Origin of the sequence: Paenibacillus melissococcoides, from assembly GCA_944800085.1 — a bacterium.
GTDB classification, from domain to species: Bacteria; Bacillota; Bacilli; order Paenibacillales; family Paenibacillaceae; genus Paenibacillus_B; species Paenibacillus_B melissococcoides.
The window spans coordinates 1,509,540-1,534,738 of the sequence record CALYLO010000001.1 but is presented as its reverse complement, the minus strand read 5'-3'; the positions used below and the strand labels follow the sequence as shown (position 1 = coordinate 1,534,738).

Genomic DNA, 25,199 nt, shown 5'->3' with positions numbered 1-25,199 from the left:
GGCCTATCTTTAAATCATACCAAGTCTAGTCTTGTTTTCGATCCGTCTCGGGAACTAAGGAAGCTGGGGAAAACTACCGATTGATTTCCCCAGGGCCAGCCCATAAACACAGCAGCAACCCCTTCCGCAGTGCCGCGAAAGGGGTTAGGATGTCACAACTCCAGCTTCTTTGCCTTTTCCTTAATGTAATCGGCTGTTCGGAGCGCCAATGACATGACCGTGTTCGTCGGGTTGCCGGCACCGGACGTGACAAAGATGCTCGCGTCACAGACGAACAGATTGGGAATGTCATGGGTTTGTCCATAGGAATTGACCACCGAGCTCTCCGGATCATTCCCCATGCGGCAGCCCCCCATCATATGGGCGCTATCCGGAATGACGAATTCAACCTTGCCGCCCGCGGCATCGAGAATCGCCTTCATGTTCGCGACCGCATGGTCGATAAGCTTCCGATCGTTATCGCCGTAACTGAAGGTGACTGTGGCGCGGGGCAAGCCGTACTCGTCTTTTTCCTCCGCTAACGTTACCCGGTTCTCCGGATGGGGCAGCACCTCGCCGACTAACGTGACTCTTCCATAATAATTGTAATCGAGCAGCGTCTCCCTTAACCGTTCCCCCCATACCGGTCCTCCCTCGGCCTTCGAGATTCCGCTTGCGAACTCGACCGGCCGTGCCCCGTGAGCATGAAGGGTATACCCGCGCACGAAATTATTATTCGGATCGGTCTGGTAGAAATCCTGGGTCGTAGCCAGCACCGGAGTGCCTTTATACAGTCTGATTTCAGTGTCGAATTTGGCATAGACATCGTGGCTGCTGTGGACCATGACGGCCCTCCCGACCCAGCCGCTGCTATTCGCCAGCCCGTCGGGGAATTGCGCGGTCGCCGAGTTGAGCAGAAGACGCGGCGTCTCGACCACGTAGGCGGATAAGATGACGAGCTTCGCTTTTTGCTCATACGATTTCCCTTCATGAATGAAAGCGACTCCCTTCGCCTTCCCGTCAGAGCCCATGATGACCCGGGTTACCATGCAGTTCGCCAATACCTCGGCGCCGGCCTGGATCGCTTTCGGAATATGGACGATGAGCGTGCTGAACTTGGCGTCCGGCATGCAGCCTTGATTGCAGAAGCCCCGGTTGATGCAAGGCGGACGGCCCTCGAACGGCGCGGACAGAATTGCGAGCGGAGCGACGGAGGAGCGGATGCCGAGCTTGTCGCAGCCGTTCATGAACATGTATGCGTTCGGGCTGAGCGGCTCCCTCTCCGGGTATGGATATGGTCCATGGTAGTTGCCCCACGGGAAATGCTTCGGTCCGGATACGGCAATTTCTTTTTCATTTCTTGCATAGTACCTTTCCAGATCGCTATAGCCGATCGGCCAATCCTCCGCGACGCCATCCAGTGTCCTTGCTCTGAAATCCGCTTCGTGGAACCGCAAAAACACCGCCGTAAAGTGAACGGTTCCGCCACCCACCCCGCGGCCTGAATTGTTATGCCCCATCGTCAAAGGGTCCTTCCCGTCCACGATCCGGGTATCCTGCCACCCCAGATTCCTCATCGCAAGCTCATCGCTCGCAAAATCCTTCTGCGGATCGCGGAACGGCCCGGCCTCGAGGACAACCACGCTCATCCCCGCTTCGCTTAATTCTTTGGCCAGCACGCCGCCCGCGGCGCCCGCGCCCACGATGACGACATCCACTTCTTCGTTCGCGTATTTTCGGTTCATCATTGTTCCGGCTGAGCCTCCCATGGATCCAATTGTCCCATCTGCGTGCGGACATATCCCCGCGGATAGGCCGGACCGGCGTATCCGATGTCGGACCATACCTTCGGGTGAGAACAGTACGCTTCGACCGTCAGATTCAACAGCTTCCTGAACAGCTCGGCTTGCGGTATGCCGGTCCATGCTTTTTTCGGCTTGGCGGCGGATTGGCTCATGTCCTGCAAATATTGCCTCTGGACGTCCGCGTCCAGGTCCGCAAAAAAAGAAGAGTGCAAGGCTTGGGCCGCTTGCTCCAGTGCGTGGAGTCCCGTCCGAAGCAGCTTCGGCGCTTCGGGAACGCCCGCCTTGCGCTGGCTCTCCCCTGGAGAGCGGTGCAGCGTGCGGTCGATGTGGATCAGCACGAAATCAAGCGCTTCCGGCGTCTCATCGTCTACGAGCAGCGAGGCGATTCGCCGGATCAGGCCGGCCTCAGGCGGCGTAAAAAAGTGCAGAGCATTGTTCGGCTTGACGCGAGACATCACGATGGTCTGCGTATGGTCATCCCATTCATGCCGTTCCTTCATCACATCAAAAGACGGATAATGACTGTTCCGTGCCATCGCTCACCCCACCTTCCAATACATCGCAATCAATCCGAGCGTGCTTAACGCGGAGAACATCAGGGGCAGAATGACGGGCGGACCAATCAAAAAGTTGCGCAAGGCCCATCCCCCGACCCGAACCCCGACTCCCCGAAAATGAAAATAAAAGCCGATCAGTCCGGATATCAAGCCGAGCCACATCAGCACCTGGAACAGAACGGCAAGCCAGGCCTGGTTATACCAGGTTAACACGATCCCGGCAATGAAAAAGAGGGGAGAGAGAAAAACGGGCACCCACATCGCTTTGTGGTGAAAATTTTGGCGATAATGAAACATGGTCACCTGGACGCTCATCAAGAGAAACGCCAGACTGACAAACAAAATGAGAACTCGATCTATCGACCATGCAGACCAATTCATGCAGCGACCCCTTTTTCCAGATTTTTATAATTTTCAATTCAATTATTTCCTGCATGATGACCGGATATTCCTGCTTCGCGCTGCGGGACCACCCGCATAAAAAAGAAAGCTCCCGTCCGCCCAAGGCTTGATATGCTCCCATCATCGTAGACAGTAGAAAAAACAAAAACTTCTACTTCTACAATGATGGGAGTTTTTATGATGTCCAAAAGGAGTCCAATTTCTTTAGAGGTAAAGTTACGTGTCGTAAAGCGATGCCTTCAGAATGAAACAAACCCAAGTTATGAGCCGAAACAGCTGGGGGTAGACAGGCACACGGTTACAGATTGGATAAGGGAGTATAAAGCGGACGGTTATGAAGGATTAAAAGAATCCAGAGGATGTAAAGTCTACTCAGAGGAACTGAAACGGGCTGCAATCAAGGATGTACTATCCAGTAATCATTCCATACGAGAGGCGACAAAGAAGTATCATATTTCGAGCATTAGTGTTTTGACGAGATGGATTTCCAACTATACTAATGGGATAGAAATGAAACCTACTCGTAAAGGAAAAGGACAATCCCAAATGAACAAAGGACGTAAAACCACTTTTGAAGAACGTATTGAAATCGCGCAATATACGATCGCGAATGACTTAAGCCCTCAAGGACCATCGCGGTCGTAATAAGCCTGTGGAAAAGTTAGATGATCATGAACGATTTAAGCTTCGGATCAAAGAACTGGAAGCACGAAATGAGTATTTAGAAATGGAGAACGCCCTCGCAAAAAAGTTGGCAGAGATCAGGCGGCGAAATACACGCTAACCTTAGTTCGACATGCAGACTTATATCAAGCTATTCAAGAACTGAACTTTGAGAAAGGCTATGCTATTACGAAGCTGTGTAAGCTCGCCGGAGTCGCCAGGTCTGCCTATTATAAATGGCTGAGATGGAAACCATCCACCAGAGAACTTGAAATTCTTTCGCTGGCCAAGGAAGTGAAACTTCGCCATGACAAGCGGAAGGGGGGACTTGGCTATCGTCAGATCCGTACACAATTGAATCGAAAACTTAAAAAGAATTACAACAAAAAGCGTTATTATCGAATCATGCGTGCTCTTGGATTGAAGGCTGTGATTCGTAAGAAACGGCCAAACGACGTGAAAGCTTCCGAAATACATGTGGCTGAAAATGTGATGAGCCGTGAGTTTCAAGCGGATTCTCCTAATTCGAAGTGGTGTACGGACGTCACAGAATTGAAGTACGGGAACGGTCGTAAAGCCTATCTGAGCGCTATTGTTGATGTATACGATAACTCCATAGTTTCATGGGTGTTAAGCCACTCCAACAATAATAAACTCGTCATGGATACAGTGAAGAAGGCTTACAGGAGTGAACCCGGGAGTGACTCCACTTCTCCATAGTGACAGAGGTTTTCAATATACTTCGTATCATACAATCAACTTCAGATGAATCGTAACAATCATCGCCACCCCGCTCACCATCAAGCCCATGGACAACATCCGCGCGGTCTCCTGCGTCGTCATCGACAACTGATCCTGAAAATAGAAGCCGCCGACCACTTGCAAGGTGACGATGCTGAGCATTGTCGCCAGTCCGGCCAATAAGTACAGGCGAAGACCGCGTTGGAACGGGTTCACCTTCGGAGGCTTGGCCTGAACCTTCGCCTTGTGCGCCGGAATCAGCATCAGGGCGACGACAATCGCGATAAGCGGCAGCAGCGCGCCAATATACAGCGGCCAGATCAGGCCGATAAGCGCGAACGCCCCGGCAATCGCCGGGCCAAGCACGAGGCCCATGCCATTGGCGGCGCCGATCAGAGCCATTCCTGCCGAGCGGCCCTGCTCATCCGTGATGTCCGCCATATACGCCTGCGCGGCGGAGGGAACGGCCGGAATGAACAGGCCGACCAGGCCGCGCGCCACGATGAGCAGCGCGACCAGCAGCCCGCCGCTGATCAGCCCGGACAAGCCGGCGTACATCGTCGCCGTGAACAGCACGTAGCTGATGAACATGCCGAGGAAGCCCAGCAAGATGACCGGCTTCCTGCCCCGCACATCGCTCCATCTCCCCCACTCCGGCGCCATCACCGCCATGGCGACCGATCCAAGCGAAATAATCAGGCCCGAATGCGTCTCGCTCAGCCCCAACTCACGGATCAGCGGGGGCATCACGGGGGCGATAATCATCAACCCGACCATCGCCACGAACACGCAAAAAAATATACTGAATCGAACTCGAGTCATCTTTACATCGTTCCTTTCCCATCTTTCTATGCACCGTCATGCTTCCTTCGCTGCTTTACATGGCACACGCTCCCTTTCATGCTAGACGAGAAATCGGACGCCAGCCACCGATGAACGGATTATGTCTGCTTCAAAACGGATTTTCCGCGCGGCTCCCGTCCTCCCCCCCGGCCAGGATCAAAAAAGAATCGACTCTGCGGCAGCGGCCGTACAAGTCGATTCCTGGTATTACTTTTTATTATCTTTATTTTTCGTTCATCATCTGTGCCCTCGCGCTATTGAGCAGCCCCACCAGCGCGATAATATCTTCCTCTGTCGTCTCATAGTTCGTGATGCAAGCCCGCAGCGCCGGTTCCCGGTTCATCTCGTAGACGGATATCCAGGCTTGCCCGGAACGCAATACCTCTTGACAGATGAACGATACGAACTTCGATCGATCCTCTGCCGGGACACGGATATCCGTAAAGCATACGACGGGCAGCGCGGTATCATTGACGACCGTCCAATTCGAGCGCGTCAGCTCCTGACGCAAGCGATCCCCCATCCCGGCCTGGTGCCGCACCACCCTGCGGTAGCCTTCCCAGCCCGCCGTCGCCAGCGATAAATACAATTTCAAACCGATAAATCTTCGTGACCATTGAATCGAATGGGTGAACGGATCAACTCGGTCCAGGCCAGCCCCTTCCTTCGGCATATAATCGGCCGTGATGCTGAACGCTCGATGCAGAACATCGCGATGACGCGTCAAATACATTCCCGCTCCCATCGGAACAGACATCCATTTATGCGCGTCGAAGGTAATCGAGTCGGCCCGCCGAATGTCACGAAGCTGCTCCATCAGCTCTGGCGCAAACACGCAGGCTCCGCCATATGCCGCGTCCACATGCAGCCACAGTCCTTCATCCTCAGCCACATCCGCAAGCGCGCCAATCGGATCAATCGCTCCGGCTCCGGTCGTGCCCCCCGTCCCGATGAGGAGACACGGAGCATATCCGGCGGCGCGATCCGCCGCGATCTGCCGCTGAAGCGCATGGACATTCATGCGTAATTGCGAGTCCGCCGGAATGATGCGGAGCGAATCGGTTCCGAGACCGCAAGAACGCGCAGCCTTCACCAGGGAATGGTGGCTCTCCGCAGATGCGTACATCACGGGCTGCGCCTTGAGCGTCCTTAGCCCCTCCTTGCCATAGGACGGAAAATGATGGATCAATGCGGTCAGGACGGCCGTCAGATTGGCCTCCGCTCCCCCCGTCGTGAAGGTCCCGTCTGCCGTCTCGGCGGAATAACCGAATTTGGCGGCGATTTCTTTCAGGACGTAATACTCGATTTCGACCGCTATGGGCGCATGGCTCCACGCCGCAAGCTGCGGATTGAACGCCGCGGTAACCGTGTCCGCCATAATTCCCATGTAGTTGGGCCTCCACAATATGATCAATCGCCTCCTGTGCGCTGACAGGATGCTCAAACGATAATTTCCGCGCAAACTCAACGATCGCATCCACATCAAGCTCAGGCGAGACTCGGACTCCGCGGATGCTCCCCATATAGTCATTGATTTGTTCCAGCAGATAGTCTCCGATGCTCATTCGTTCTTCCCTATCCAAATCCAGATTGAATTTTTTCGTCGTCATGCCAAAAACGGTTCCCCTTTGTGTCGTAATTTTGAATTCCTGTGCTGCTTCCGAGTATACACCCGCAGTCATCCGCATGGACGCATTTTCGAATATAACCGCAATATTTCGAAACTTTAGAGTGAGGAGCGGCAACTTCTCTTCTCGCTTTGACAGTTTCATACAGCAGGGGGGGATAATAGGGATGAGCCTGCCAGGAATATTTTGTGAAATATTGTGCGTAGACAAACTCCATGGTAATATGTGAAAATAGATAACAAATCACTTGGCGTAAATTTCATGGACGAGAAGAGTAAGCTATGAATCCCGATCCCCAGAGAGTTGGTGTATGCTGCAAGCCAACGTTCGGCTCATAACTGAAGGTCATCTCCGAGAAGCGCGGCTGAACCCGAGTAAGCTGCGACGGACTTCCACCGTTATCCGGAATTCGTATGATATATCAATACGTGTTGAGCTGCATGGTGCGGGAACGATAAGAGCCTTCGCCGTGAAAATGGGTGGTAACGCGGATCACAATCCGTCCCTGTAAGGAGGGGCGGATTTTTTGCGTTTGGGTACAAATGCGTCAAGATATCTAGGAGGAAGAAAAGATGAAATCACTATCGAAAAGCCACGTATTTTTCGTGGGACTCATGCTTTTTTCGTTATTTTTTGGCGCGGGGAACTTAATCTTTCCGCCGATTTTGGGGCAGCAGGCTGGAGACAACTTCGCCGTCGCCATCCTGGGCTTCATTGTAACCGGCGTTGGCTTGCCGCTGCTCGCCGTCATCGCGATTGCCATGACAGGACGTGACGTGCAGCATCTCGCGGGACGGGTGCATCCGAAGTTCGGCATCCTGTTTGCCATTATCGCCTACTTGTCGATCGGGCCTTTTATGGGAATTCCGCGCGTAGCGAATGTGTCCTTCGAGATGGGAATTCGTCCCTTTTTGCCCGATCCGCTCCAAGCAGACGGTTGGGTGTTGCTGGCTTATACGCTCGCGTTCTTTGTTCTCGTCTATTGGCTCTGCTTGAATCCATCCAAATTGGTGGATCGTGTCGGGAAGATTCTTACGCCCTTGCTGCTCCTCTCCATCGCGGCGCTCTTCGTCTCCGCGATGATGAGCCCGCTTGGAGAAGCGCAGCCTGCGATCAAGGAATATGCGGCTTCGCCCGGCGTCAAAGGATTTATGGAAGGCTATCTGACGCTCGATACGATCGCCGCGCTCGCGTTCGGCATCATCGTCATTAACTCGATTCGCGATCAAGGAGTTCAGGACAAACGCGCGATAACGAAATCCGCGATTCAAGCAGGCCTCATCGCGGGCTTGGGCTTGTCGCTCGTCTATGCGGCGCTGGGATGGCTCGGAGTGACGAGTGTAACCGAGTTCGGCTATGCGCAAAACGGAGGACAACTGTTAACGCAAATCGTCCAAAAACTATTTGGACAGTCCGGATTACTGTTGTTGGCCGTCATTGTAACGCTCGCCTGCCTGACGACCTGCATCGGGCTCGTATCGGCTTGCAGCCAGTATTTTTCCACTTTATTCAGCCGGCTCAGTTATAATCAAGTCGCATTTTTGACCTGCCTAGTGGGCTTGTTGGTAGCCAATCTGGGATTAAATACTATTTTGTCGGTATCTGTTCCGGTGCTGCTGGTCATCTACCCGGTAGCGATTGTGCTGCTGTTGATGTCCTTGGGCCACAGCTTGTTCGGCGGGCGCACGTCCGTCTATGCCGGAGCGCTCATCGGCACCGTGCTCATCAGCTTATTTGACGGACTGAAGGAGGCCAAAGTCCCGGTAGAACAGGTTACGGAGTTGCTCAAGCACCTTCCTTTGTATAAGCAGGGAATCGGCTGGGTCATTCCAGCGATAGCAGGCGGGATAATCGGCTGGCTTATTGGATGGGCCATCGGAGCGATATGGAATCGCGGACGCGCCGCTGCCCCGGCTTCGCAATACAAAGAGTAAGCTGCAGTAAACCAAAATACAGCACCTTCTGATAAAGCTGGCGTCATGCCGGCTTTTTTTGGATTATGCGGGCGTGGGGATTCCCTTTTTGACTAGTTGATGACGAGTGTTGGCTTCGCGGGAGGCTGGAAAAGTAAATTCCTGCGTTTCTACATCATTTTTCGCGATTTGAGCTTCAACGCAATGGAATTGCTGCAAATCGGCATCATTTTCGCGGATTTTCTCTTCTTTTTAAGTGATAGGTCTGAAATTGCTGCACTTTTGCAGGACTCCCTCTAAGGCGCGGACGTGATTACGAGAATACTGCAGATTTGCAGCATTTTTTTGGCGCTTTGCCCGCTGTTCCAATTTGGATTTTGGCGTGCGGTGGGTTCCCTATTTGACTTGTTGATTGCGAATGGTGGTATGGCGGGAGGTGGAAAAGTAAATTCCTGCGTTTCTACATCATTTTTCGCGATTTGAGCTTCAACGCAATGGAATTGCTGCAAATCGGCATCATTTTCGCGGATCTTCTCCTCTTTTTAAGCGTTCGACCTGAAATTGCTGCACTCTTGCAGGATTCCCTCTTAGCTGCAGACATGATCATGAGAATACTGCAGATTTGCAGCATTTTTTGGGAGCTATGTCGCTGTTCCAAGCTAGCAAACCGGATTGAGCAACTTGAAACCGCAGCGACGCAGAGCTGAGCAGGGTGCATGAGTGTGCAGCACGAACGCTGTACAATAAACGGTACAGCAACACATTGCAGGACGCACGGGAGCAGTCATCGCGGTACACAGGCGACTGCCCGCGGCGCGGCATAAAAAAGCACCCTCAGCAGGCAGCGGATTAGCCGGCGGCTTCGTCCGCTCCCCGTTTCGTCCGCCCTCGTACTGAAGGGTGCCACAACCACTTTTGTTCGTTAGAAAATCTCCGACTGATTCACGCGATCGTTCAGCATCGCAAAGTCTTTGTCCTGCAAAGGCTCCACTTTCCCCTTCTGATAACCGCTGCCCTTCGTCGAGAAGAAATCATGCGTGCTCGTCTCGGTGCGAATGCCGTTCAGCACGACCGGATTGACTTCCTCTTCCGGGAAATGCGGCTCAAAGCCCAGGTTCATGAGCGCTTTGTTGGCGTTATAGCGAATATACTTCTTCACTTCATGCGTAAGTCCAATCGCATCATACAGATGCTCCGTATACTCCAGCTCGTTCTCATACAGCTCGATCAGCAGATCTTGCACAAATCGGGACAGCTCCTGCTGCATGGCCGCGCTCTGCTTGTTGTAGATTTCTTGCGCCAGCAAGCCTACAAAGACGCCGTGAACGCTCTCGTCCCGGATGATCAGCTTGATGATCTCCCCGCTGGCGACCATTTTGCCTTGTCCGGCCAAGTACAGCGGATAGAAGAAACCGGAGTAGAACAAGAAGCTCTCCAGGAAGACGGAGGCGACCATGGCCTTGTACAGGCTGACCGGCTCATTGTCTTGAATGCCTTTGTACAGACCATCGATGATCGCGGTCTTCTTCTGCAAATGCTTGTTCTCCTTCACCCAGTCGAACGTCTCGTCGATCATGGCCGTGCTGGCCACGGTCGTGAAAATCGTGCTGTAGCTCTTCGCGTGAATCTCTTCCATCGCAGCCTGGAAGATCAGAATCGCTTTTTTCTGCTTGCCTTCCACGTGCTGGGCGATGACCGGCATGCCCACATTCCCCTGCTCCGTATCCAGCAGCGTGAGGCCGCCAAGCACATGCATGTAGGCGAGCTTCTCGTCTTCGGTCATTTTGGACCACGACTTCAGGTCCTTCGAGATCGGAATCTCGGTATCCAGCCAGAACTGGGACGTATTTTGCGTCCACAGCATTTCCATATAATCCGATTCGGGCCGGTTCCAGTTCACTGCTTCAAAATTTTTCATCGACGAATTCTCCTTCTATATCTGCAACATCTGCAATTTATAAGGCTCCGACTGATACGACTTATTCAACTTATACGACGCAGCTCACGCACTCGTCGATCGTTTTCTTTTTCGTCCGGGTATAGTAGAGCGTCTTGAGCCCCTTCTTCTGCGCGTAGATATAGTACTTCGCCAGATCGCGGGTCGTCAGATCATCCTTCACGAACAAGACCGTCGAAATGGCTTGGTCCACGTGGACCTGCACGTCGGCTACCAGGTCGATCAGGTTGAACATATCCATATCGTAAGCTTCTTTGTAATAGAAGTAGTTCTCATCGCTAATGTACGGCATCGGATAGATCGTCTTCGAATCGCCGTATTCGCGCTCTTCGATGCGCTGCGTAATCGGCGCGATGGACGCCGTCGAGGACTGCAGGTACGAAATCGAACCCGTCGGCGCAATCGCCAGACGGTACGCATGGTACAAGCCATGCTCCATCACCAGCTCCTTCAAGCGGGCCCAATCTTCGAGGGTCGGAATCGTATGCCCTTCGAACAATTGCTTCACTCGCTCCGTCTTTGGACTGAAGTCCGTATTGAGATAACGGTCGAAGTACGCGCCGTTTGCGTATTCGCTTTTCTCGAAATCTTTGAACGTCACGCCGCGCTCCTGCGCGATCAGCATCGAACGCTCCAGGGAATAGAAATTCACCATCATGAAGAACGTGCGAACGAAGTCTCTCGCTTCCTTCGATTCATAGGCGATCTTGTTCTTCGCCAAAAAGCCGTGCAGGTTCATCGCGCCCAAGCCGACGGAATGGAGCTCGCGGTTCGCCTTGGCCACCGAAGGCACAATGCTGATATTGCTGCGGTCGCTCACCTCGGTCAACGCATCCATCGCGCGGTGCACCGTGCCGCGCATCCGCTTGTTCTTCATGACGTTAACAATGTTCAACGACCCAAGGTTGCAGGAAATATCGCGGTGGATCTCATCCTCTACGCCGTAGTCGTTGATCGTGGACACTTCGCTAAGCTGCGCTATCTCGCTGCACAGGTTCGAGAACTTGACGCGTCCGATTTCTTTAAGCGCATGATATTCATTCGTGTTATCAACGAACATAATGTAAGGATAGCCCGATTCCATCTGAATCTGCGCAATCTTCAAAATGAGGTCGCGCGCGACAATTTTCTTCTTCCGGACATTCGGATTGTCAACCAGCTCGTCGTACATTTCGCTGATGTCCATGTCGTCCAGATGCTTGCCGTATTCCTTGTACACGGTATACGGATAGAACAAGTACATATCCTTGTCCTGCTCCACCAGCTCAAAAAATTTATTCGGCGCGACCACGCCAAGCGACAGTGTCTTCATCCGGATTTTCTCATCGCTGTTGATTTTCTTCGTATCCAGAAATTCATGAATGTCGGAATGGAATACATTCAAGTAGACGACGCCGCTGCCGTCGCGCTGCCCCAATTGGTTCGCGTAGGAGAACGCATCCTCGAACAGCTTCATGACCGGCAGGACGCCGCTTGCTTTTCCGTCCAGCCCTTTGATCTGCTCGCCAGCGCCGCGTATTTTGCTCAAATTCAGGCTGACGCCGCCGCCAATCTTGCTCAGCTGCAGCGCCGAGTTGATCGAGAATCCGATCGAGTTCATCGAATCGTCCACTTCGAGCAGGAAGCAGCTGACCAGCTCCCCTCTCCGCTTCTTGCCGGCATTGAGGAAGGTCGGGGTCGCCGGCTGGTACTCTTGAGAAATCAACAATTCGGCATACTCGAAAGCCTTGTCGATATCCCCGCTCGCCAAGAACAGAGAGACGACGGCCAGGCGGTCCTCGTAGCGCTCCAGGAACTTCGTGTCGTCATTGGTCTTCATGGCGTAGTTGTTATAGAACTTGAACGCGCTCATGAACGACGGGAAGCGGAACTTCTTCGCGTACAAATATTCGTAGAGCCGCTTGACATCCTTGAATTCGTATTGATCGAACAGTTCTTTTTCATAGTAGTCGTTCTCTACCAGATAATGAATCTTTTCCTCAAGATTATGGAAGAATACTGTATTTTGATTAACATAGTCGATGAAATAGCTTTTTGCCGCTTCGCGATCTTTGTCAAATTGGAATTTGCCGTCCTTCTGGACCATAATTTCGTTGTTAAGCTGTATCCATTTTGGTATCAAAGTAATGGACCTCCCGCGTAAATTGTTCTACATCCTTCTTCGTGCCGCTGAGCTCGAACTTCATCAGCACGGGCACGGAAAATAATCGAGAAATATGATCGGCCGCCAGTCCGTACCGGACGCCCCAGTTCATGTTGCCGCTGGAAGCGACTCCTTGCAGCAAGCGGCCATGCTCCTCGAGGAATTGCATCGTAGATTGAGGCACTTGTCCGAACCCGGTCGTGTACGTGATCAAAATAAAGGATTCAGTCAGCTTCGTATCCGCGGATATGCGAACGCACTCCATATCCAGCTTCTCGACAAAACGCTTCACGTTGCCAGTCTTCGAGTCGTAAGCGATAAGCACGTGATCCCTCCGTCGCATTGAAATCTTTCAAATAGAGCCGCCTGGAGTCACCAAAAAAAGCACATCTCAAAGAAAAGAGACCGAAGCCGATGGACGCGATGTACCGATGCACCGCACCCGATATTGGCGCTTCCTTCTCCTTGCTCTTCGAAGAATGATAGAAACATAGAATATTGGTTAGTCAGGGAACTCCACTTGCCGTTACAATATATAGTGTATGTATCGATTTAGTCATACTATATATAGTCCGTTATTGAATAATAACCAATTTTAAGATAAATGGCAAGCCCATTTTGTCCTCGCCGGCAGCAACGAAATAGGTCGGCCTGTGACAAAAAACATATCTATCGTACCACAACTGCGACCATTATTGGTGTTCATTTTTTTTGGAATTATGCGGGATATTTTGTCGCGAATGGGCCGCCTTGCAGCCGTTAGTGAGGGACAAGTCAGCCGCTCTCCGTCCAAATACCAATACTCGCGGCAGGAAATAGGGGCACCCGTGACGTATTTGCGATTTATTTAACGAGATTAATTAATCCATAGATTTCAATCTCCATGGCGGCCGCAAAGTTGGAATTTTCCTCGGCGGAAGGATAGTTTACGGCATTAATTATATACAAAAAACGAGCCTTTGGTGTACAGAAAAAATAAAGTACTAGACTGGAATCGTTGATTTTCCGCGATTTTTGTGTATGAAAAATCGTCAGCATTCGAGAAATAAGTTTTAGACTGTCTCATGATTATGATTCGTTAAAAAATGAAAACCAGAAAATATAGTATTAGACTGAGTGAATGAATGAGAGGTGTGGCTACGCATATCCGTCCACCGGAATCGGCATGCAGATCGGTAGCACGCATCGATTCCGGAGTACCAGGAATGTGAGCAGCTGCTGCGTAAGTCCGTCCACCACCGTCACGCCCTACAGCGCCTACAGTCTACAACTATATTTTCTCAGTCTAAAACTTTATTTTTCAGTCTGGTACTTTATTTTCTTTCAACAGTTGGTCATGATGAAGCTTTTTATCAACGGTACCTGTATTGGAACGCCGCCTGCCAATCTTATCTGAATCGTTTGCATCTTCACATCTACTGGATAGCTCACTCTTGTTGCTAATGTAAAAACACCTCCAAGGTTGTCTTTATATCTTACGATATAAGAACATTCTCTTGAAGGTGTTTATTTGTCTCACATTATGGGATCTGCTTCGTTAGGCAAAGAATCCCTGCTTTATTACTTACTTATTACTCATAATCATAATAGAAGTAACCATTACCCTCTATTGGATGGACTGAACCATCTCTTCGTGAAACATACACATAATAAGTACCGGGATCAATTGTTTGTGTGTAGCCTTCTGATGAATCTCTTTCTCCAATATAACTAAATTTAATTTTCTTGTCCTTGAAAATATGTGTTCTTCCGTTATCGAGTTTTTCTTCTATGCGAAAATAAAGCTTCAGTGGGAGTTCTTTCTTACTATAATCGTCTAGCACAGCAGCAAACGATAAATATTTTACTGGCTTCTTAAATGTAACCTCGAACCTTTTACCAGAACTTTTCGTTGCATACGCGCCATCATCTCTGTACCCGACATTGAACTCGAAGTTTTTACTAGTTTCTGCATATCCCGTTTGTGGTGTAGTGAATGTAACTACTAAGGCGACAACGAAGAAAGCAAAAAACGTGTTACGGAAATATTTCCTCATATTCCTCTTCCCCCTTTATGTGGTAGATGTTAGGTTGTTATTATAGCATGCAAGCTATTAAAAGGCAATTTTACTATGAATACATGGCAATTCAACCAAAATCTATCATTGGTTTTTCAGAAGAAAAAGAGAGAGCGATTCTCAAAAAGTCCACTTTGGCCGTAAGAGACAACGAGCCTCAAGAATCACTTCTAAGGCTCGTTGTCAGCAGAAAATAAAGTATTAGACCGGATGTCTATATTGGAACAGCGACAGCTAAGGACGAGAAAATAAAGTTCTAGACTGTCGCTGTTTCATTGAACTAACGTTTCCCGTTAGTTGAATCACACGTTTATTCTATAAATATTGTTACTTTATTTGTTAGATCATCTTATTAATAAGTGGACGAAAAATAAGAAAAATTAAATAGCCAATCATTCCTCCAATAGTATTATTTATTAAATCTGTAACATCAAACTTTTACTTATTGGTCCTGCTGACCATATATACAGTAATTGCATTAGCTCTTTTGATAAAGAAAATAATAATGAAAAATGAGTTATAGTAATTACATTTCTTTTTCTTACGAATAGGAAGTAAAAATCCAAATGGTATTAACATAATAATATTTAGAATAGCTTCCCTTATAGCACCGTTAATTCCTTTAATCACATCTCTAAAAGGAACCAGATTCATATTTTGAAGAAATAAGCTATTGCCTCCTGGTATTGGAATAAAGAAGGGCATCAAGGTAAAAAACAGAACAAATGCGTCAGTCTAATACTTTATTTTCACAGTCTACAACTTTATTTGCCTAGTCTATAACTTTATTTTCTTTCGTCATTTGGACGGCTCGCTCGAAGTCAGGCGTGTGCATCTTTTTATTAAGCGATGTTATTAATGTTGATTGAAGACCAAAATGAACACGTCTTCTCAGACAGGCAGTTTATAATCAACCTCAGTGCGGTTAAGGATTATTTGGCCATGTTTTCGCATACTTATTGCGATATTTAATATCATCTTCTGATTCTATCAATTGTAAAGCAGTTTGCTTAATTTCTTCGTCTTTTCATTCATCGTACATTTTCTTTAAGCCTACAATGATAGCGTCCCGAATCAATGTACCATTCTTCTCAACGGAGCATTTTCGAAAGCGATCCGTTTTTCCGGGTCACTGAGCGCTAAATTAGAGAGAAACTGAGCTGCTCGGGATCTTTGTGATTTTCCCGGTCGGTTAACCATCCCAATAATTGATCCAAAACTTCATAAGCCCAATCCACTTCTTTATCCGTTACTGCTAAAAGCTTCTGCAAAGCTTCATATTGGAAATCCTTAACTTCGGATTCTAATTCAGAAAACAGTTTTTGGATTGCTTGATCCATATCATGATCTCCCTTGTAATTCCATCAGTAAATCAACTTAGAACAATGAATTGTACGTATAATTATAGAACAATTGTTCGCATTGTTCAATTATCATGATTAGGAAATAGCATCGCTTTTTATTCAAAAATTTCCCGGGCACTTCTCTCGTCCCGGCCATTGCGCTGCGCCTGCGCCGTTCGAGCTTCGCATTGCCTGCGGAGACGAAGGCAGAGCCCGAGATCGAGCCAGGCATCCAGGCATTCTGGTGCTGGATAACCGTCTCGGCCAACGGAACCGCGCACCGCTGGTTGTCGCGGCTGCGCGAATGGGAAGGCATCGGCGGCGCCACGCTTCGGCGGCCGGTCAGGACGGCTTGCTTCCGCGCGTTGTCGCCATTGTCCGCGGCATCGCCTCCCGCGATGTCTCCGGCCAAATCCTGCGTCCATCTTCCCGGGCATCCTTATCTGGCGATTCGCGCAAGTCGGCTCCAAGAACCGGAAGACGGACCGCGGCTGGCCGTCTCGTTCGAGCCGACCGGGCCGGCGGACACGCTGCGCCTGATGGCCGAAGCGTACGGGCTAAGCGAACGCGAAAAGCAAATCCTCGATGCGCTCATCAGAGGCATGTCGACCAAAGATCTCGCGCATTCGCTTCATATTTCCTTCTATACCGCGCAGGATCACATCAAATCCATTTTCAGCAAAACGGGAGTCACGAGCGCGGAGAACTGATCTGGCAATTATTCTCCCGCTTCGGCGTTGGATGACGCATCGGTTCCCGCCCGAAGAAGCCCTGTGCTGCACGCAGCATCAGCCTTTGCGGGGAAATGTACCAAAAGCAGTTGTAGAAGGAGAAACCTCCTGCAGCAACTGCCTTTGTTGTTCGTGCGCTATCGTTGTCCATCCGTTCCATCCGTTGACCTTGTCAGAACGATGCCGTACTGCAGCGCATCAACCGTTCAGTGTCAGCGCGGCTTCTAGCGGCAGTTAGCTCGCTTCCGCGCCCCTGCGATCCATCAAAATGATAGACCGCCCCCACTTTCAAAAATATAGCTTGACACAAGCCTCGCTTTAAAATATAGTAATCCCATCGGAATTATCATTAACTGACTCGTCAGTTAAGTGGAAAGGGGCGATAGGAGCTGCCTGCCGGACCGAATCAAGATCAGGATCGCCGTCATCAATTGATGGGCGCCGCCCTGAAGCTATTTGCCTGCAAGGGATATCACAGCACCAAGATTTCCGATGTGGTCAAAGCCGCAGGAGTGTCGCAAGGAACATTCTATTGGTATTTTCAAAGCAAGGAACAGCTCGTGCTGCAATTAATCGAAGACGGAAAAGAGAAACTGATGAACGTCATTGAGCAAGGCTACCGCAAGCACGCAGGCCCGGTCGATGATATGGTCCGTTCGTCCGCACGGCTGCTCACGGAGCTGTTCACCTTCGCCGGCCGGAACCGGGAACTGATGGCTTTCCTGCTGATGAAAGGCCAAGGCGCAGACCCTCCGGTACGGGAAGCGGTCTCGCAAACGTGGGTTGCGTTCGAGGAGGCTTTCAAAAACAACATGCTGCGGGCGGTAGAGCTGGGCATGCTTCCTCCTGCGAATGATCTGCCGCTTCGGGCCGGCATTCTCGTCTGTTTGATTACGGGCGTACTGTCCAAGTGGCTGTTCGGGCCGATGCACGAGGTCGATTTCAGGTCCGCCTATTCCCCAGCGGAAATTGCCGAAGAAACCGCTAGATTCGAATTCCGGGGGTTGCTCGGATAACCCATTTTACTGATATGAAGACCCTATAAGGAGGCTACCACCATGTCTGTCAAACTGCAAAAATTCGTCAAAGCCGCCCTGCTGCTCACGGTTCTGTCTGTCGGTCTCGCCGCATGCGGAAGCAAGCCGGCCCAAAACGCGAACGCGCTTGAGCAGATCAAGAAGGCCGGCAAAATCAGAGTCGGTCTTATGGGCACCTATGCCCCATATAACTTCCTGAACGACAAGCACGAGGTCGACGGCTTCGATGCGGACGTCGCCAAAGAAGTGGCGAAGCGCCTCGGCGTGGAAGTGGAATTTATCACCGGCGAGTTTTCCGGACTGATTGAAGGACTGCAACAAAATAAATACGATGCGCTGGTCAGCCAAGTGACGATTACCGAGGATCGCAAAAAGATGATGGATTTCTCCACGCCTTACGTGAAGAACGCCGTCAACGTCATCGTCAAGAGCGACAACACGACGATTCAGAAGATCGAAGATTTCAAAGACAAAAAGATTGGCGTCGGGCTGGGAACAAATGACGAGAAATATTTGCGCGACGTCGCGATGCCGAAGGTCGGCACGTTTGAGATCGCCACATATAACGATGTCATCACCTCTCTGAAAGACCTGGACGTCGGCCGCATCGACGCGACGATCAATAACGTGTTCGCCATCAAGCCGCTCATCGAGAAAAATCAGTTCAAGGTGAAAGCGGTCGGCGAGCCGATTAAAGAGGATTTTGCCGGGATCGCGATCCGCAAAAACAATCCGGAGCTGCTCGATGCGATCAATAAAGCGCTCGCCGAGATGAAATCCGACAGCACATTCGCGGAAATTTTCCATAAATGGTTCGATGTCGATCCGAACTTCTAATGAGCAAGAGCCAGGAGGATACAGATAATGGAGCTGGTCTTTAGTAATATTCAATTTCTCTTAACAGGCGCGTACTACACCTTGCTGATTACGATCGTCTCCATGTTTTTCGGGCTCATTATCGGGATCGTCGTGGCCATTGCCCGCTTGAAAGGAAACCGGCTCGTCCGCACGCTGGCCAAAGGATACGTCTCCCTTATTCGGGGCACGCCGATCCTGGTGCAGATCTTCATTATCTATTACGGACTGCCCGATTTCGGAATCACGCTGGGGCCGCTTGCCGCTGCCTTTATCTCCCTGAGCATCAACATCGGCGCGTACTTGTCCGAGACGCTCCGCGGCGCGATTCTATCCGTGCCCGGGGGGCAGACGGAAGCCGCTCAGTCCCTGGGCCTGACGCCTTGGCAGACGATGCGGCGCGTCGTGCTGCCGCAGGCGGCCCGGGTGGCGATCCCGCCGCTCGGCAACACGTTCATCGGGATGCTGAAGGAGACGTCGCTCGTCTCCATCGTTACCGTGACCGAGCTGCTGCGTTCCGCTCAACTGCTTATCGCGCAGTATTATGTCGCCATGCCTTTTTATGTGGCGATCGCGCTCATGTATTGGGTGATGAGCGTGTTCTTCTCCTTTATTCTGAACCGCATCGAGACGCGGTTATCAAAAGCCTATTAAGGACGTGTGATGCACATGATAGAAGTAAACAATCTCGGCAAACGGTTCGGCGAGTTGACCGTATTCGAAGACATCAACCTGCATATTGATTCCGGAGAAATCGTGGTCCTCGTCGGGCCGAGCGGCTCCGGCAAGAGCACGCTGCTGCGCTGCTTGAACGGCCTGGAGGCGCCGGACACAGGTTCGATCCGGGTAGGCGATGCGGACTGGAGCGCTTCCATGAGCGAAGCCGCCAAGAAGGAAGCGGTGCGGCATATTCGCACGTTAACCGGGATGGTGTTCCAATCGTTCAATTTGTTCCCCCATATGACCGTCCTGGAGAACGTCAAGATGGCCCCTATGATCGTGAAAAAAATGAACCAGGCGCAGGCGGTCGAAATTGGCGAGTCGCTGCTTGCCAAGGTCGGATTGTTAAGCAAAAAAAATGAACATCCTTCCCGGCTGTCCGGCGGCCAGCAGCAGCGGGTAGCCATTGCCCGCGCTCTTGCCATGCAGCCGCAGATCATGCTGTTCGACGAGCCGACCTCGGCGCTCGATCCCGAGTTGACGGGAGAGGTGCTGGCGGTGATGAAGCAGCTTGCCACGGAAGGGATGACGATGATCGTCGTCACCCACGAGATGAGATTCGCGCGGGAAGTGGCGAATCGGGTTATTTTTATGAGCGACGGGAAAATCCAGGAGGAAGGCTCGCCAGAGCAATTTTTTACACAGCCGGAGACGGAGCGGGCCCGCAAGTTTTTGCGGCAGCTTGGCAGTGAGCCGGAAGCATGAGCGGCTTCGAAGGAGTTGACAATGTGGTTTACGGCAAAGCAGAGCATTTGCAAGATGTCACGGAACGGGCGCGGGCGATAATGGAGCGGGAGAACGTAGAAGCGATCGTGGCATCGAGCTGCGAAAATTTCTACTACTTGTCCGGTCATCCGAGCACGTTCATGTATACGTTGCGCATGAATGAAGTCGCGCTGGCGGTGATATTCCGCGATCCGTCCCGCCGCACGGTAATTATCATGAATGAGTTCGAGGCCGCGGGCGTACCGGACGATCTGCCCCAATGCGAGCTGCGAACGTACCCGACCTGGGTTGACGTCGACGATCCGCTCGGACTGCGCGGCGATCGGTACGAAGGACGGCGGCCCGTCAACCATCAAGTCGAGGAAATGTTCGGACTGCTCCGGGAGGTGCTGGCGGAATACGGGATTCGCGGCGGCAAGGTGGCTGTCGAGCTGAGCGCGATGCGATATGCTGCCGTGAATGCGCTGCGCCAAGCTGTGCCTGCGCTGGAGCTGACGGAGGCCGGCGGGCTGCTGACCGAGCTGCGTGCGCGCAAGACGCCTTGGGAAGTCGAGCAGCTTCGCCAAAGCTGCGCTTACGCCGAAATCGGCATCGCCGAAGCGATAAAGGGAATCCGGGCCGGCAGCTCGGCGGCCGACATTGCCGACGCGTTCCGGCTTGCCTTGCTGACCCGTGCGGATGGAGCGCCTTCCCGCTTCCATATGATTTCCGTCGGGGCGAAGTTCGCACCCGCGCATCTATTCGACACGCGTCCGGCAGAGCCCGGCGACGTGATCAAATTCGACGTCGGCGTCGATGTGGCCGGCTACGGTTCGGACATGGCCCGCACCTTCGTGCTCGGCTCGCCTTCGGATACGGTGAAGCGCATCTACGGCGCGCTGCGGGCCGGACATGACCGGCTGCTGGAGCTGATCGGGCCGGGTCTGCCGATGAGCCGCGCATTTGACGAGGCGATGCAGGTCATCCGCCGCTCCGGCCTGCCGAATTACAACCGGGGCCATCTGGGCCACAGCGCAGGCCTGAGCCTGGCGGCCGAGGAGGCCCCGTTCCTGAGCCCGGCAGAGGAAGCCGTCTTCGTTCCGGGCATGGTCATCTGCCTGGAGACGCCGTACTACGGCTACGGCATTGGCTCCATCATGATCGAGGATATGGTGCTGGTTACGGACACCGGCGGTGAGCGATTGAACAAGCTGTCCCGGGATCTCATCTCGCTGTAGCTCCCCCGCTGCTGCTCCTATTATGTTGAACAAGGGGTTGGTCCCATAAGCAGTCTTCATAAGCAGCCCATAAGCTAGTTTGTTAGCTGCAGCGAGACAGCTCCGCCCCACCTTCTGACAGCTCAGCTTGCTAAACAAGCTGCGAACATGCAGTTTTCCTTTATGATGTTTACTCCGGTACCGCAATTCCTGCAAAACGGCATGAATTTCCGCCATACCAATGAATGGAAAGTAAAAACCGGCGGAATTGATGTACTTTTGCAGGAATTTCATCAAAGAGCTGAGCAAATAGCGTAACTTCCTGCATTGGCGCAGGATTTCTCTGTTCCCATCCATCTTCCACCGCTTTCCCCGACGCCGTTTTTCCCGCCCCGCCTTCTCTGATGACCTGTCGTCCCTATTCTTTTGCAATGCCTATAGGATACCCTTCTTTCTAGAGGGCTGGATGAACAACGGCTGATGCCACTACAAACAAAAAGACTAACCCGCCGCCTTCGGAATTACGTACGGGTTAGCCTTTGCCGTTGCTGTATTCTATTTCACGAATTCCACTTGATAGCCGTTCGCTTTTAGCTGATCGATAATCATATCTTTGATAACGAAGTGACCGGCTCCGACGACGACAAAGTGCGTGGACGCCCCTTCTTTATCCAGCAGCGCCATCAGCTTCTTGGCCATATTTTTGTCCCGTTCCCCGAACAAGCGCTGCGCCGAATCGCTCTTCACCAATTCCTCCGATTCCGTGAAGGACTCCGAGAATTTTTCAAGGTCGGCCTTGGCCCACAGCACCTGCCACTGCTTCAACTGCTCCCTTGCATCATTCGGCTTGTCTGCCGGCGCCAGGATTTGATCCAACGCCTCGTTCAATTCTTTCTCCTGCACCGCAGGCGGCACATTATTGAAGAGATCCGCCTGGAACTTGAGTCCTTCCAGCTCATGGATCGGCTTGCCTGTCAACAGGGCCGAGTTGGTGAAGTACATATCGACACCGAGGGCTGCCCCCTGAGCCATATCTGCAGATTCACCTGCCATATTGGCCATGGAGAGATTGGTCGTGATGGCCCAAGGCTTGAACGGATCGAAGATATCTTTCGCCATGTTCAGCTGCTCCAGCACCTTTTGCAGCTTCTCATAGGTTTGCTGCGACACATGATCCTTCAATTGGGTGCCGTCGTTGTACGTCTTGAGTTGGGTGAAATACTGCATCGAGGCTCCTCTGTCGAGCAAATTCACTTCAACCCACAGCGTGTCCGACCGTTCAAACGCGTCTCTGATTGATTTTTGCATCGGATACATGTCAGGAATGCCCAGGTGAATCGACCCTAGAAGATAGAGCGTATTTTGCCCCTTCGTGGCTTTCCAGCGAAGTCCCTTCGCGCCGCCTCCAACCGCATCATAACTGAATTGGACCAGACGGCTTGCCATGACAGACGCTTGCTCCACGGTGCTTGGCTTATCCAGCTCCAGCCCTTTGCCTGTTCCATAGACAATGCCGTTCTTCTGCAAAAACGCCACCGCATCGGACATATCGAGTTCTAGCGACTCCGGCCATTCGTACTGGGCCAACACGCCGTACACGGCATCAATCACCGTTTTTCTCGTAATTTCCTTTGCTCCGGACGGAATGGCGACCTTCCCTGTTTTCTTTAATTCGAGCGCATCCATTTGGCTGAAGTCGAGTCGGGAATCGCGTTCAGGGGCGATGACGGACCCAGGGGCCGAACAACATAAGGAGAGTCAGGTCGCCCCTGACTCTCCTTGTTGGTGCTTGCTGGCAGGCTCCATGCGGCTATCTATTACCAGGCCGCCTGCTGCCGCCAATCAGTTGATTTTGTATGTAACCGTGAAGTGATTCATCGTATACGAAGATGGAGCGGCAAATTGAACATACAGATAACCGTCTTCCGTCGCCGTAAAAATTCTGCCTACATTGCTATTGTAAAAAGTGCCGAGATGATAGTTTGAATTATACACCGAATAATAGGCGTAGCTTCCTTGCGCATAAATGGTAAGCTGCTGTCCCTTCTTCAAGTAGATTCCTTCCCATGGGCTGAGTTCATTCGGCCGCAGCGCGTAATACTTGATGATTTGCTGGCCTTGTTGAACGACGGGACCGGCAGAGGCGCTAGGAACAGGGTTCTGAGACGCATAGGCCGGCGAAGCGGTAGCCAGGATCGCTAACGCGGACAGTGAGAGCAGAAGCTTCTTCATTTCACATCACTCCTTAAATATTTGTACTAGATGTAATATATGGTAGTTTCGCCCCTTAAATATAACAAAGATATAATATAATGTAAACCTTCTTTTCCTAATTTTTGTGACATTTGGTAGAACAAATTTTATTTCACAGCTCCGGCCATAACAAGACGCAAAAAAGAGCGGCTCTCCATAGGCCATTCCAGCCTGATGGATCGAGCCGCTCACAAGAGCCAGCCTTTACTTCAGGATAGGCCATCCTTCCTCACGCCATCGGACGATGCCCCCCTGCAGATTCATGACATTCATGCAGCCATGCGCCTGCAGAATGCTGGCCGCAATCGCCGAACGCGCCCCCGTCCGGCATTGGACAAGCACCGGCTTGCCGGCAGGCACCTCGCGAATGCGCCCCGGAAGGGTTCCGAGCAGAATATGACTTGCGCCCGGAATGCGTCCTTCCTCCCACTCCGCCCCGGAGCGCACGTCTACCACCGCTAGCTCCCCGGCGAGAACCTGATCGGCGATGTCCGCCGGGGCCACTTCGCGATAGGATCCCAGGCCTGACGCCGCCGCATCGATGCCGCTCCACAGCGCGGAAGCCTCGATCGTGCCCGCGATCCGGTCGATGCCGATGGACCGCATGTCGCGAACAATCTCAGGCAGCCGGTCCGCTTCCCCCATCACGTACAGCGGCCGTTCGTCATCGACGAGCCATCCGGCCCATCCCGTGAAGGAACGGTTGTACGGAAGGTTGAGCGTTCCCTTCACATGCCCGCGCGCAAATTCCCTACTAGGCCGCGTATCAATCACAACCGCGCCTTCCTCCGCGAGAGCGGAGACCGCCGTGAGTGTCCCCTCAATCCACTCCGGCGCGGGAAGCCGGGCCAGCAGCGCCGGACCATCGCGGTTCACCCGCTTCATGCGGGGGAAATAGGTTGGAGGCTCGGGCTGTCCCGCCAATAATGCGGCGGTGAAGGCCGGCTCGTCTTCCATCGATAACGCCCAATTGAAGCGCTTCTCGTAACCGACCGTCGAGGACGGGATCGCGCCGAGCGCCTTGCCGCAGGCGCTGCCCGCTCCATGGGCCGGCCAAACCTGCAAATAGTCGGGCAGCTGCTTGAAGCGCTGCAGGGAGCGGTACATCTGCCGCGCTCCCTCCGCGGCGGTGCCTGCCAGGCCCACCGCCTTCTCCAGCAGATCCGGCCGCCCGACATCGCCGACGAAGACGAAATCGCCCGTAAAGATGCCCATCGGGCTATCGGCGCCCCCGCCTCGGTCCGTCAGCAGGAACGACACGCTCTCGGGCGTATGGCCCGGCGTATGCAGCACCTCGAACTCGAGCCGGCCCACCTGGAACCGATCCCCGTCCCGGACCAGACGGTGCTTGATCGCTGCCCGGCCCTCCCCGCCGTTCACATAAGCGTAAGACCAGTCCGGCCCGCCTTCGCCCGATACGTATAGCGTCGCCCCATGCTCCTCCCCGAGCTCGCGGGCGCCCGATACGAAGTCGGCGTGGATGTGCGTCTCCGCCGCGGCCACGACCTTCAAGCCTTCGGCCTGAGCCGTCTTGAAGTATGGAACAACATCGCGGGCGGGGTCGATCACGATCGCTTCTCCCGTCGCTTGGCAGCCTACAAGATACGAAGCGTGAGCCAGCTTCTCATCATAAAAATAGCGCAGCAGCAT

The 25,199-nt window shown here is 52.3% G+C and carries 21 protein-coding genes, 1 pseudogene and 1 other annotated feature; of the genes and pseudogenes, 8 read left to right on the top strand and 14 right to left on the bottom strand.

What is annotated here, in order from left to right:
- Positions 1-152 precede the first annotated feature (152 nt).
- Genes OCY70_RS07165 through OCY70_RS07155 form a run of 3 tightly spaced genes read right to left on the bottom strand, consistent with a single transcriptional unit; the run spans position 153 to position 2,722 of the window.
- Complete coding sequence (locus OCY70_RS07165) at positions 153-1,727, bottom strand: GMC family oxidoreductase (protein WP_213426902.1); 1,575 nt, start codon at positions 1,725-1,727, stop codon at positions 153-155.
- Positions 1,724-2,320: a gluconate 2-dehydrogenase subunit 3 family protein gene (locus OCY70_RS07160; RefSeq protein ID WP_213426903.1), complete on the bottom strand. Its 597-nt coding sequence runs from the start codon at positions 2,318-2,320 to the stop codon at positions 1,724-1,726. Before OCY70_RS07160 ends, OCY70_RS07165 begins: the two co-directional genes overlap by 4 nt.
- A gap of 3 nt (positions 2,321-2,323) precedes the next feature.
- A complete protein-coding gene (locus OCY70_RS07155; RefSeq protein WP_213426904.1) occupies positions 2,324-2,722 on the bottom strand; it encodes a hypothetical protein in 399 nt (132 codons plus the stop codon).
- 978 nt (positions 2,723-3,700) lie between these two features.
- Between OCY70_RS07155 and OCY70_RS07150 the strand changes: the two genes are divergently transcribed.
- Positions 3,701-4,126: a DDE-type integrase/transposase/recombinase gene (locus OCY70_RS07150; protein ID WP_213426905.1), complete on the top strand. Its 426-nt coding sequence runs from the start codon at positions 3,701-3,703 to the stop codon at positions 4,124-4,126.
- A gap of 36 nt (positions 4,127-4,162) precedes the next feature.
- Here the strand turns inward: OCY70_RS07150 and OCY70_RS07145 are convergent.
- Together OCY70_RS07145 and OCY70_RS07140 are read right to left on the bottom strand one after the other, a co-directional pair.
- Positions 4,163-4,969: pseudogene (locus OCY70_RS07145) on the bottom strand (MFS transporter); the annotation flags it as partial.
- 244 nt (positions 4,970-5,213) lie between these two features.
- Positions 5,214-6,377, bottom strand: a complete 1,164-nt coding sequence (locus tag OCY70_RS07140; RefSeq protein ID WP_249724646.1) for a pyridoxal phosphate-dependent decarboxylase family protein — start codon at positions 6,375-6,377, stop codon at positions 5,214-5,216.
- Between the two features lie 494 nt (positions 6,378-6,871).
- Positions 6,872-7,128 (top strand) — a binding site (T-box leader).
- A gap of 62 nt (positions 7,129-7,190) precedes the next feature.
- Here OCY70_RS07140 and brnQ point away from each other — a divergent pair.
- Entirely contained in the window at positions 7,191-8,552 is a 1,362-nt protein-coding gene (gene brnQ, locus OCY70_RS07135) for a branched-chain amino acid transport system II carrier protein (protein ID WP_213426906.1), read from the top strand.
- Positions 8,553-9,453: 901 nt separating this feature from the next.
- Here brnQ and nrdF read toward each other — a convergent pair.
- From nrdF to OCY70_RS36015, 5 genes are all read right to left on the bottom strand, one after another.
- Complete coding sequence (nrdF, locus tag OCY70_RS07130; RefSeq protein ID WP_213426907.1) at positions 9,454-10,449, bottom strand: class 1b ribonucleoside-diphosphate reductase subunit beta; 996 nt, start codon at positions 10,447-10,449, stop codon at positions 9,454-9,456.
- A gap of 70 nt (positions 10,450-10,519) precedes the next feature.
- Positions 10,520-12,574 (bottom strand): class 1b ribonucleoside-diphosphate reductase subunit alpha, encoded by a 2,055-nt coding sequence (gene nrdE / locus OCY70_RS07125; protein WP_249724655.1) that lies wholly within the window; start codon positions 12,572-12,574, stop codon positions 10,520-10,522.
- A 10-nt stretch (positions 12,575-12,584) separates the two neighbouring features.
- Complete coding sequence (nrdI, locus tag OCY70_RS07120) at positions 12,585-12,956, bottom strand: class Ib ribonucleoside-diphosphate reductase assembly flavoprotein NrdI (protein ID WP_213426909.1); 372 nt, start codon at positions 12,954-12,956, stop codon at positions 12,585-12,587.
- A gap of 1,246 nt (positions 12,957-14,202) precedes the next feature.
- Positions 14,203-14,667, bottom strand: a complete 465-nt coding sequence (locus OCY70_RS07115; RefSeq protein ID WP_213426910.1) for a hypothetical protein — start codon at positions 14,665-14,667, stop codon at positions 14,203-14,205.
- Between the two features lie 1,160 nt (positions 14,668-15,827).
- Positions 15,828-16,028, bottom strand: coding sequence for a hypothetical protein (locus OCY70_RS36015; protein WP_373871423.1), 201 nt, complete (start codon positions 16,026-16,028; stop codon positions 15,828-15,830).
- 191 nt (positions 16,029-16,219) lie between these two features.
- Between OCY70_RS36015 and OCY70_RS07105 the strand changes: the two genes are divergently transcribed.
- From OCY70_RS07105 to OCY70_RS07080, 6 genes are all read left to right on the top strand, one after another.
- Positions 16,220-16,741 (top strand): helix-turn-helix transcriptional regulator, encoded by a 522-nt coding sequence (locus OCY70_RS07105; protein WP_213426911.1) that lies wholly within the window; start codon positions 16,220-16,222, stop codon positions 16,739-16,741.
- A gap of 455 nt (positions 16,742-17,196) precedes the next feature.
- The gene (locus tag OCY70_RS07100; RefSeq protein ID WP_213426961.1) at positions 17,197-17,778 is read left to right on the top strand and encodes a TetR/AcrR family transcriptional regulator; all 582 of its coding nucleotides are present in this window, start codon (positions 17,197-17,199) and stop codon (positions 17,776-17,778) included.
- 42 nt (positions 17,779-17,820) lie between these two features.
- Positions 17,821-18,636, top strand: a complete 816-nt coding sequence (locus tag OCY70_RS07095; protein WP_213426912.1) for a transporter substrate-binding domain-containing protein — start codon at positions 17,821-17,823, stop codon at positions 18,634-18,636.
- 27 nt (positions 18,637-18,663) lie between these two features.
- Complete coding sequence (locus tag OCY70_RS07090) at positions 18,664-19,308, top strand: amino acid ABC transporter permease (protein ID WP_213426913.1); 645 nt, start codon at positions 18,664-18,666, stop codon at positions 19,306-19,308.
- A 15-nt stretch (positions 19,309-19,323) separates the two neighbouring features.
- Positions 19,324-20,079 (top strand): amino acid ABC transporter ATP-binding protein, encoded by a 756-nt coding sequence (locus tag OCY70_RS07085; protein ID WP_213426914.1) that lies wholly within the window; start codon positions 19,324-19,326, stop codon positions 20,077-20,079.
- Between the two features lie 23 nt (positions 20,080-20,102).
- Positions 20,103-21,317 carry a M24 family metallopeptidase gene (locus OCY70_RS07080; RefSeq protein ID WP_261944681.1) on the top strand — a complete coding sequence of 405 codons (1,215 nt, stop codon included), beginning with the start codon at positions 20,103-20,105 and terminating at the stop codon, positions 21,315-21,317.
- A gap of 169 nt (positions 21,318-21,486) precedes the next feature.
- Here OCY70_RS07080 and OCY70_RS07075 read toward each other — a convergent pair whose 3' ends face one another.
- The 4 genes from OCY70_RS07075 to OCY70_RS07060 all read right to left on the bottom strand — a co-directional run bounded on the left by OCY70_RS07075 (position 21,487) and on the right by OCY70_RS07060 (position 25,199).
- Entirely contained in the window at positions 21,487-21,660 is a 174-nt protein-coding gene (locus OCY70_RS07075; RefSeq protein ID WP_213426916.1) for a hypothetical protein, read from the bottom strand.
- Between the two features lie 191 nt (positions 21,661-21,851).
- Positions 21,852-22,907 (bottom strand): TraB/GumN family protein, encoded by a 1,056-nt coding sequence (locus OCY70_RS07070; protein WP_249724649.1) that lies wholly within the window; start codon positions 22,905-22,907, stop codon positions 21,852-21,854.
- A 231-nt stretch (positions 22,908-23,138) separates the two neighbouring features.
- The gene (locus OCY70_RS07065) at positions 23,139-23,528 is read right to left on the bottom strand and encodes a hypothetical protein (protein WP_213426917.1); all 390 of its coding nucleotides are present in this window, start codon (positions 23,526-23,528) and stop codon (positions 23,139-23,141) included.
- 225 nt (positions 23,529-23,753) lie between these two features.
- Positions 23,754-25,199, bottom strand: coding sequence for an MBL fold metallo-hydrolase (locus OCY70_RS07060; RefSeq protein ID WP_213426918.1), 1,446 nt, complete (start codon positions 25,197-25,199; stop codon positions 23,754-23,756).

Bases quoted from the DNA above. Each gene is read 5' to 3' on its own strand.
- OCY70_RS07060 (WP_213426918.1), bottom strand. From the start codon at position 25,199: ATGCTGCTGCGCTATTTTTATGATGAGAAGCTGGCTCACGCTTCGTAT.
- brnQ (WP_213426906.1), top strand. From the start codon at position 7,191: ATGAAATCACTATCGAAAAGCCACGTATTTTTCGTGGGACTCATGCTT.
- nrdE (WP_249724655.1), bottom strand. From the start codon at position 12,574: ATGGTCCAGAAGGACGGCAAATTCCAATTTGACAAAGATCGCGAAGCG.
- OCY70_RS07065 (WP_213426917.1), bottom strand. From the start codon at position 23,528: ATGAAGAAGCTTCTGCTCTCACTGTCCGCGTTAGCGATCCTGGCTACC.
- OCY70_RS07090 (WP_213426913.1), top strand. From the start codon at position 18,664: ATGGAGCTGGTCTTTAGTAATATTCAATTTCTCTTAACAGGCGCGTAC.
- OCY70_RS07160 (WP_213426903.1), bottom strand. From the start codon at position 2,320: ATGGCACGGAACAGTCATTATCCGTCTTTTGATGTGATGAAGGAACGG.
- OCY70_RS07165 (WP_213426902.1), bottom strand. From the start codon at position 1,727: ATGATGAACCGAAAATACGCGAACGAAGAAGTGGATGTCGTCATCGTG.
- OCY70_RS07140 (WP_249724646.1), bottom strand. From the start codon at position 6,377: ATGGGAATTATGGCGGACACGGTTACCGCGGCGTTCAATCCGCAGCTT.
- OCY70_RS07115 (WP_213426910.1), bottom strand. From the start codon at position 14,667: ATGAGGAAATATTTCCGTAACACGTTTTTTGCTTTCTTCGTTGTCGCC.
- OCY70_RS07155 (WP_213426904.1), bottom strand. From the start codon at position 2,722: ATGAATTGGTCTGCATGGTCGATAGATCGAGTTCTCATTTTGTTTGTC.
- OCY70_RS36015 (WP_373871423.1), bottom strand. From the start codon at position 16,028: ATGGATCAAGCAATCCAAAAACTGTTTTCTGAATTAGAATCCGAAGTT.
- OCY70_RS07085 (WP_213426914.1), top strand. From the start codon at position 19,324: ATGATAGAAGTAAACAATCTCGGCAAACGGTTCGGCGAGTTGACCGTA.
- OCY70_RS07095 (WP_213426912.1), top strand. From the start codon at position 17,821: ATGTCTGTCAAACTGCAAAAATTCGTCAAAGCCGCCCTGCTGCTCACG.
- nrdF (WP_213426907.1), bottom strand. From the start codon at position 10,449: ATGAAAAATTTTGAAGCAGTGAACTGGAACCGGCCCGAATCGGATTAT.
- OCY70_RS07100 (WP_213426961.1), top strand. From the start codon at position 17,197: ATGGGCGCCGCCCTGAAGCTATTTGCCTGCAAGGGATATCACAGCACC.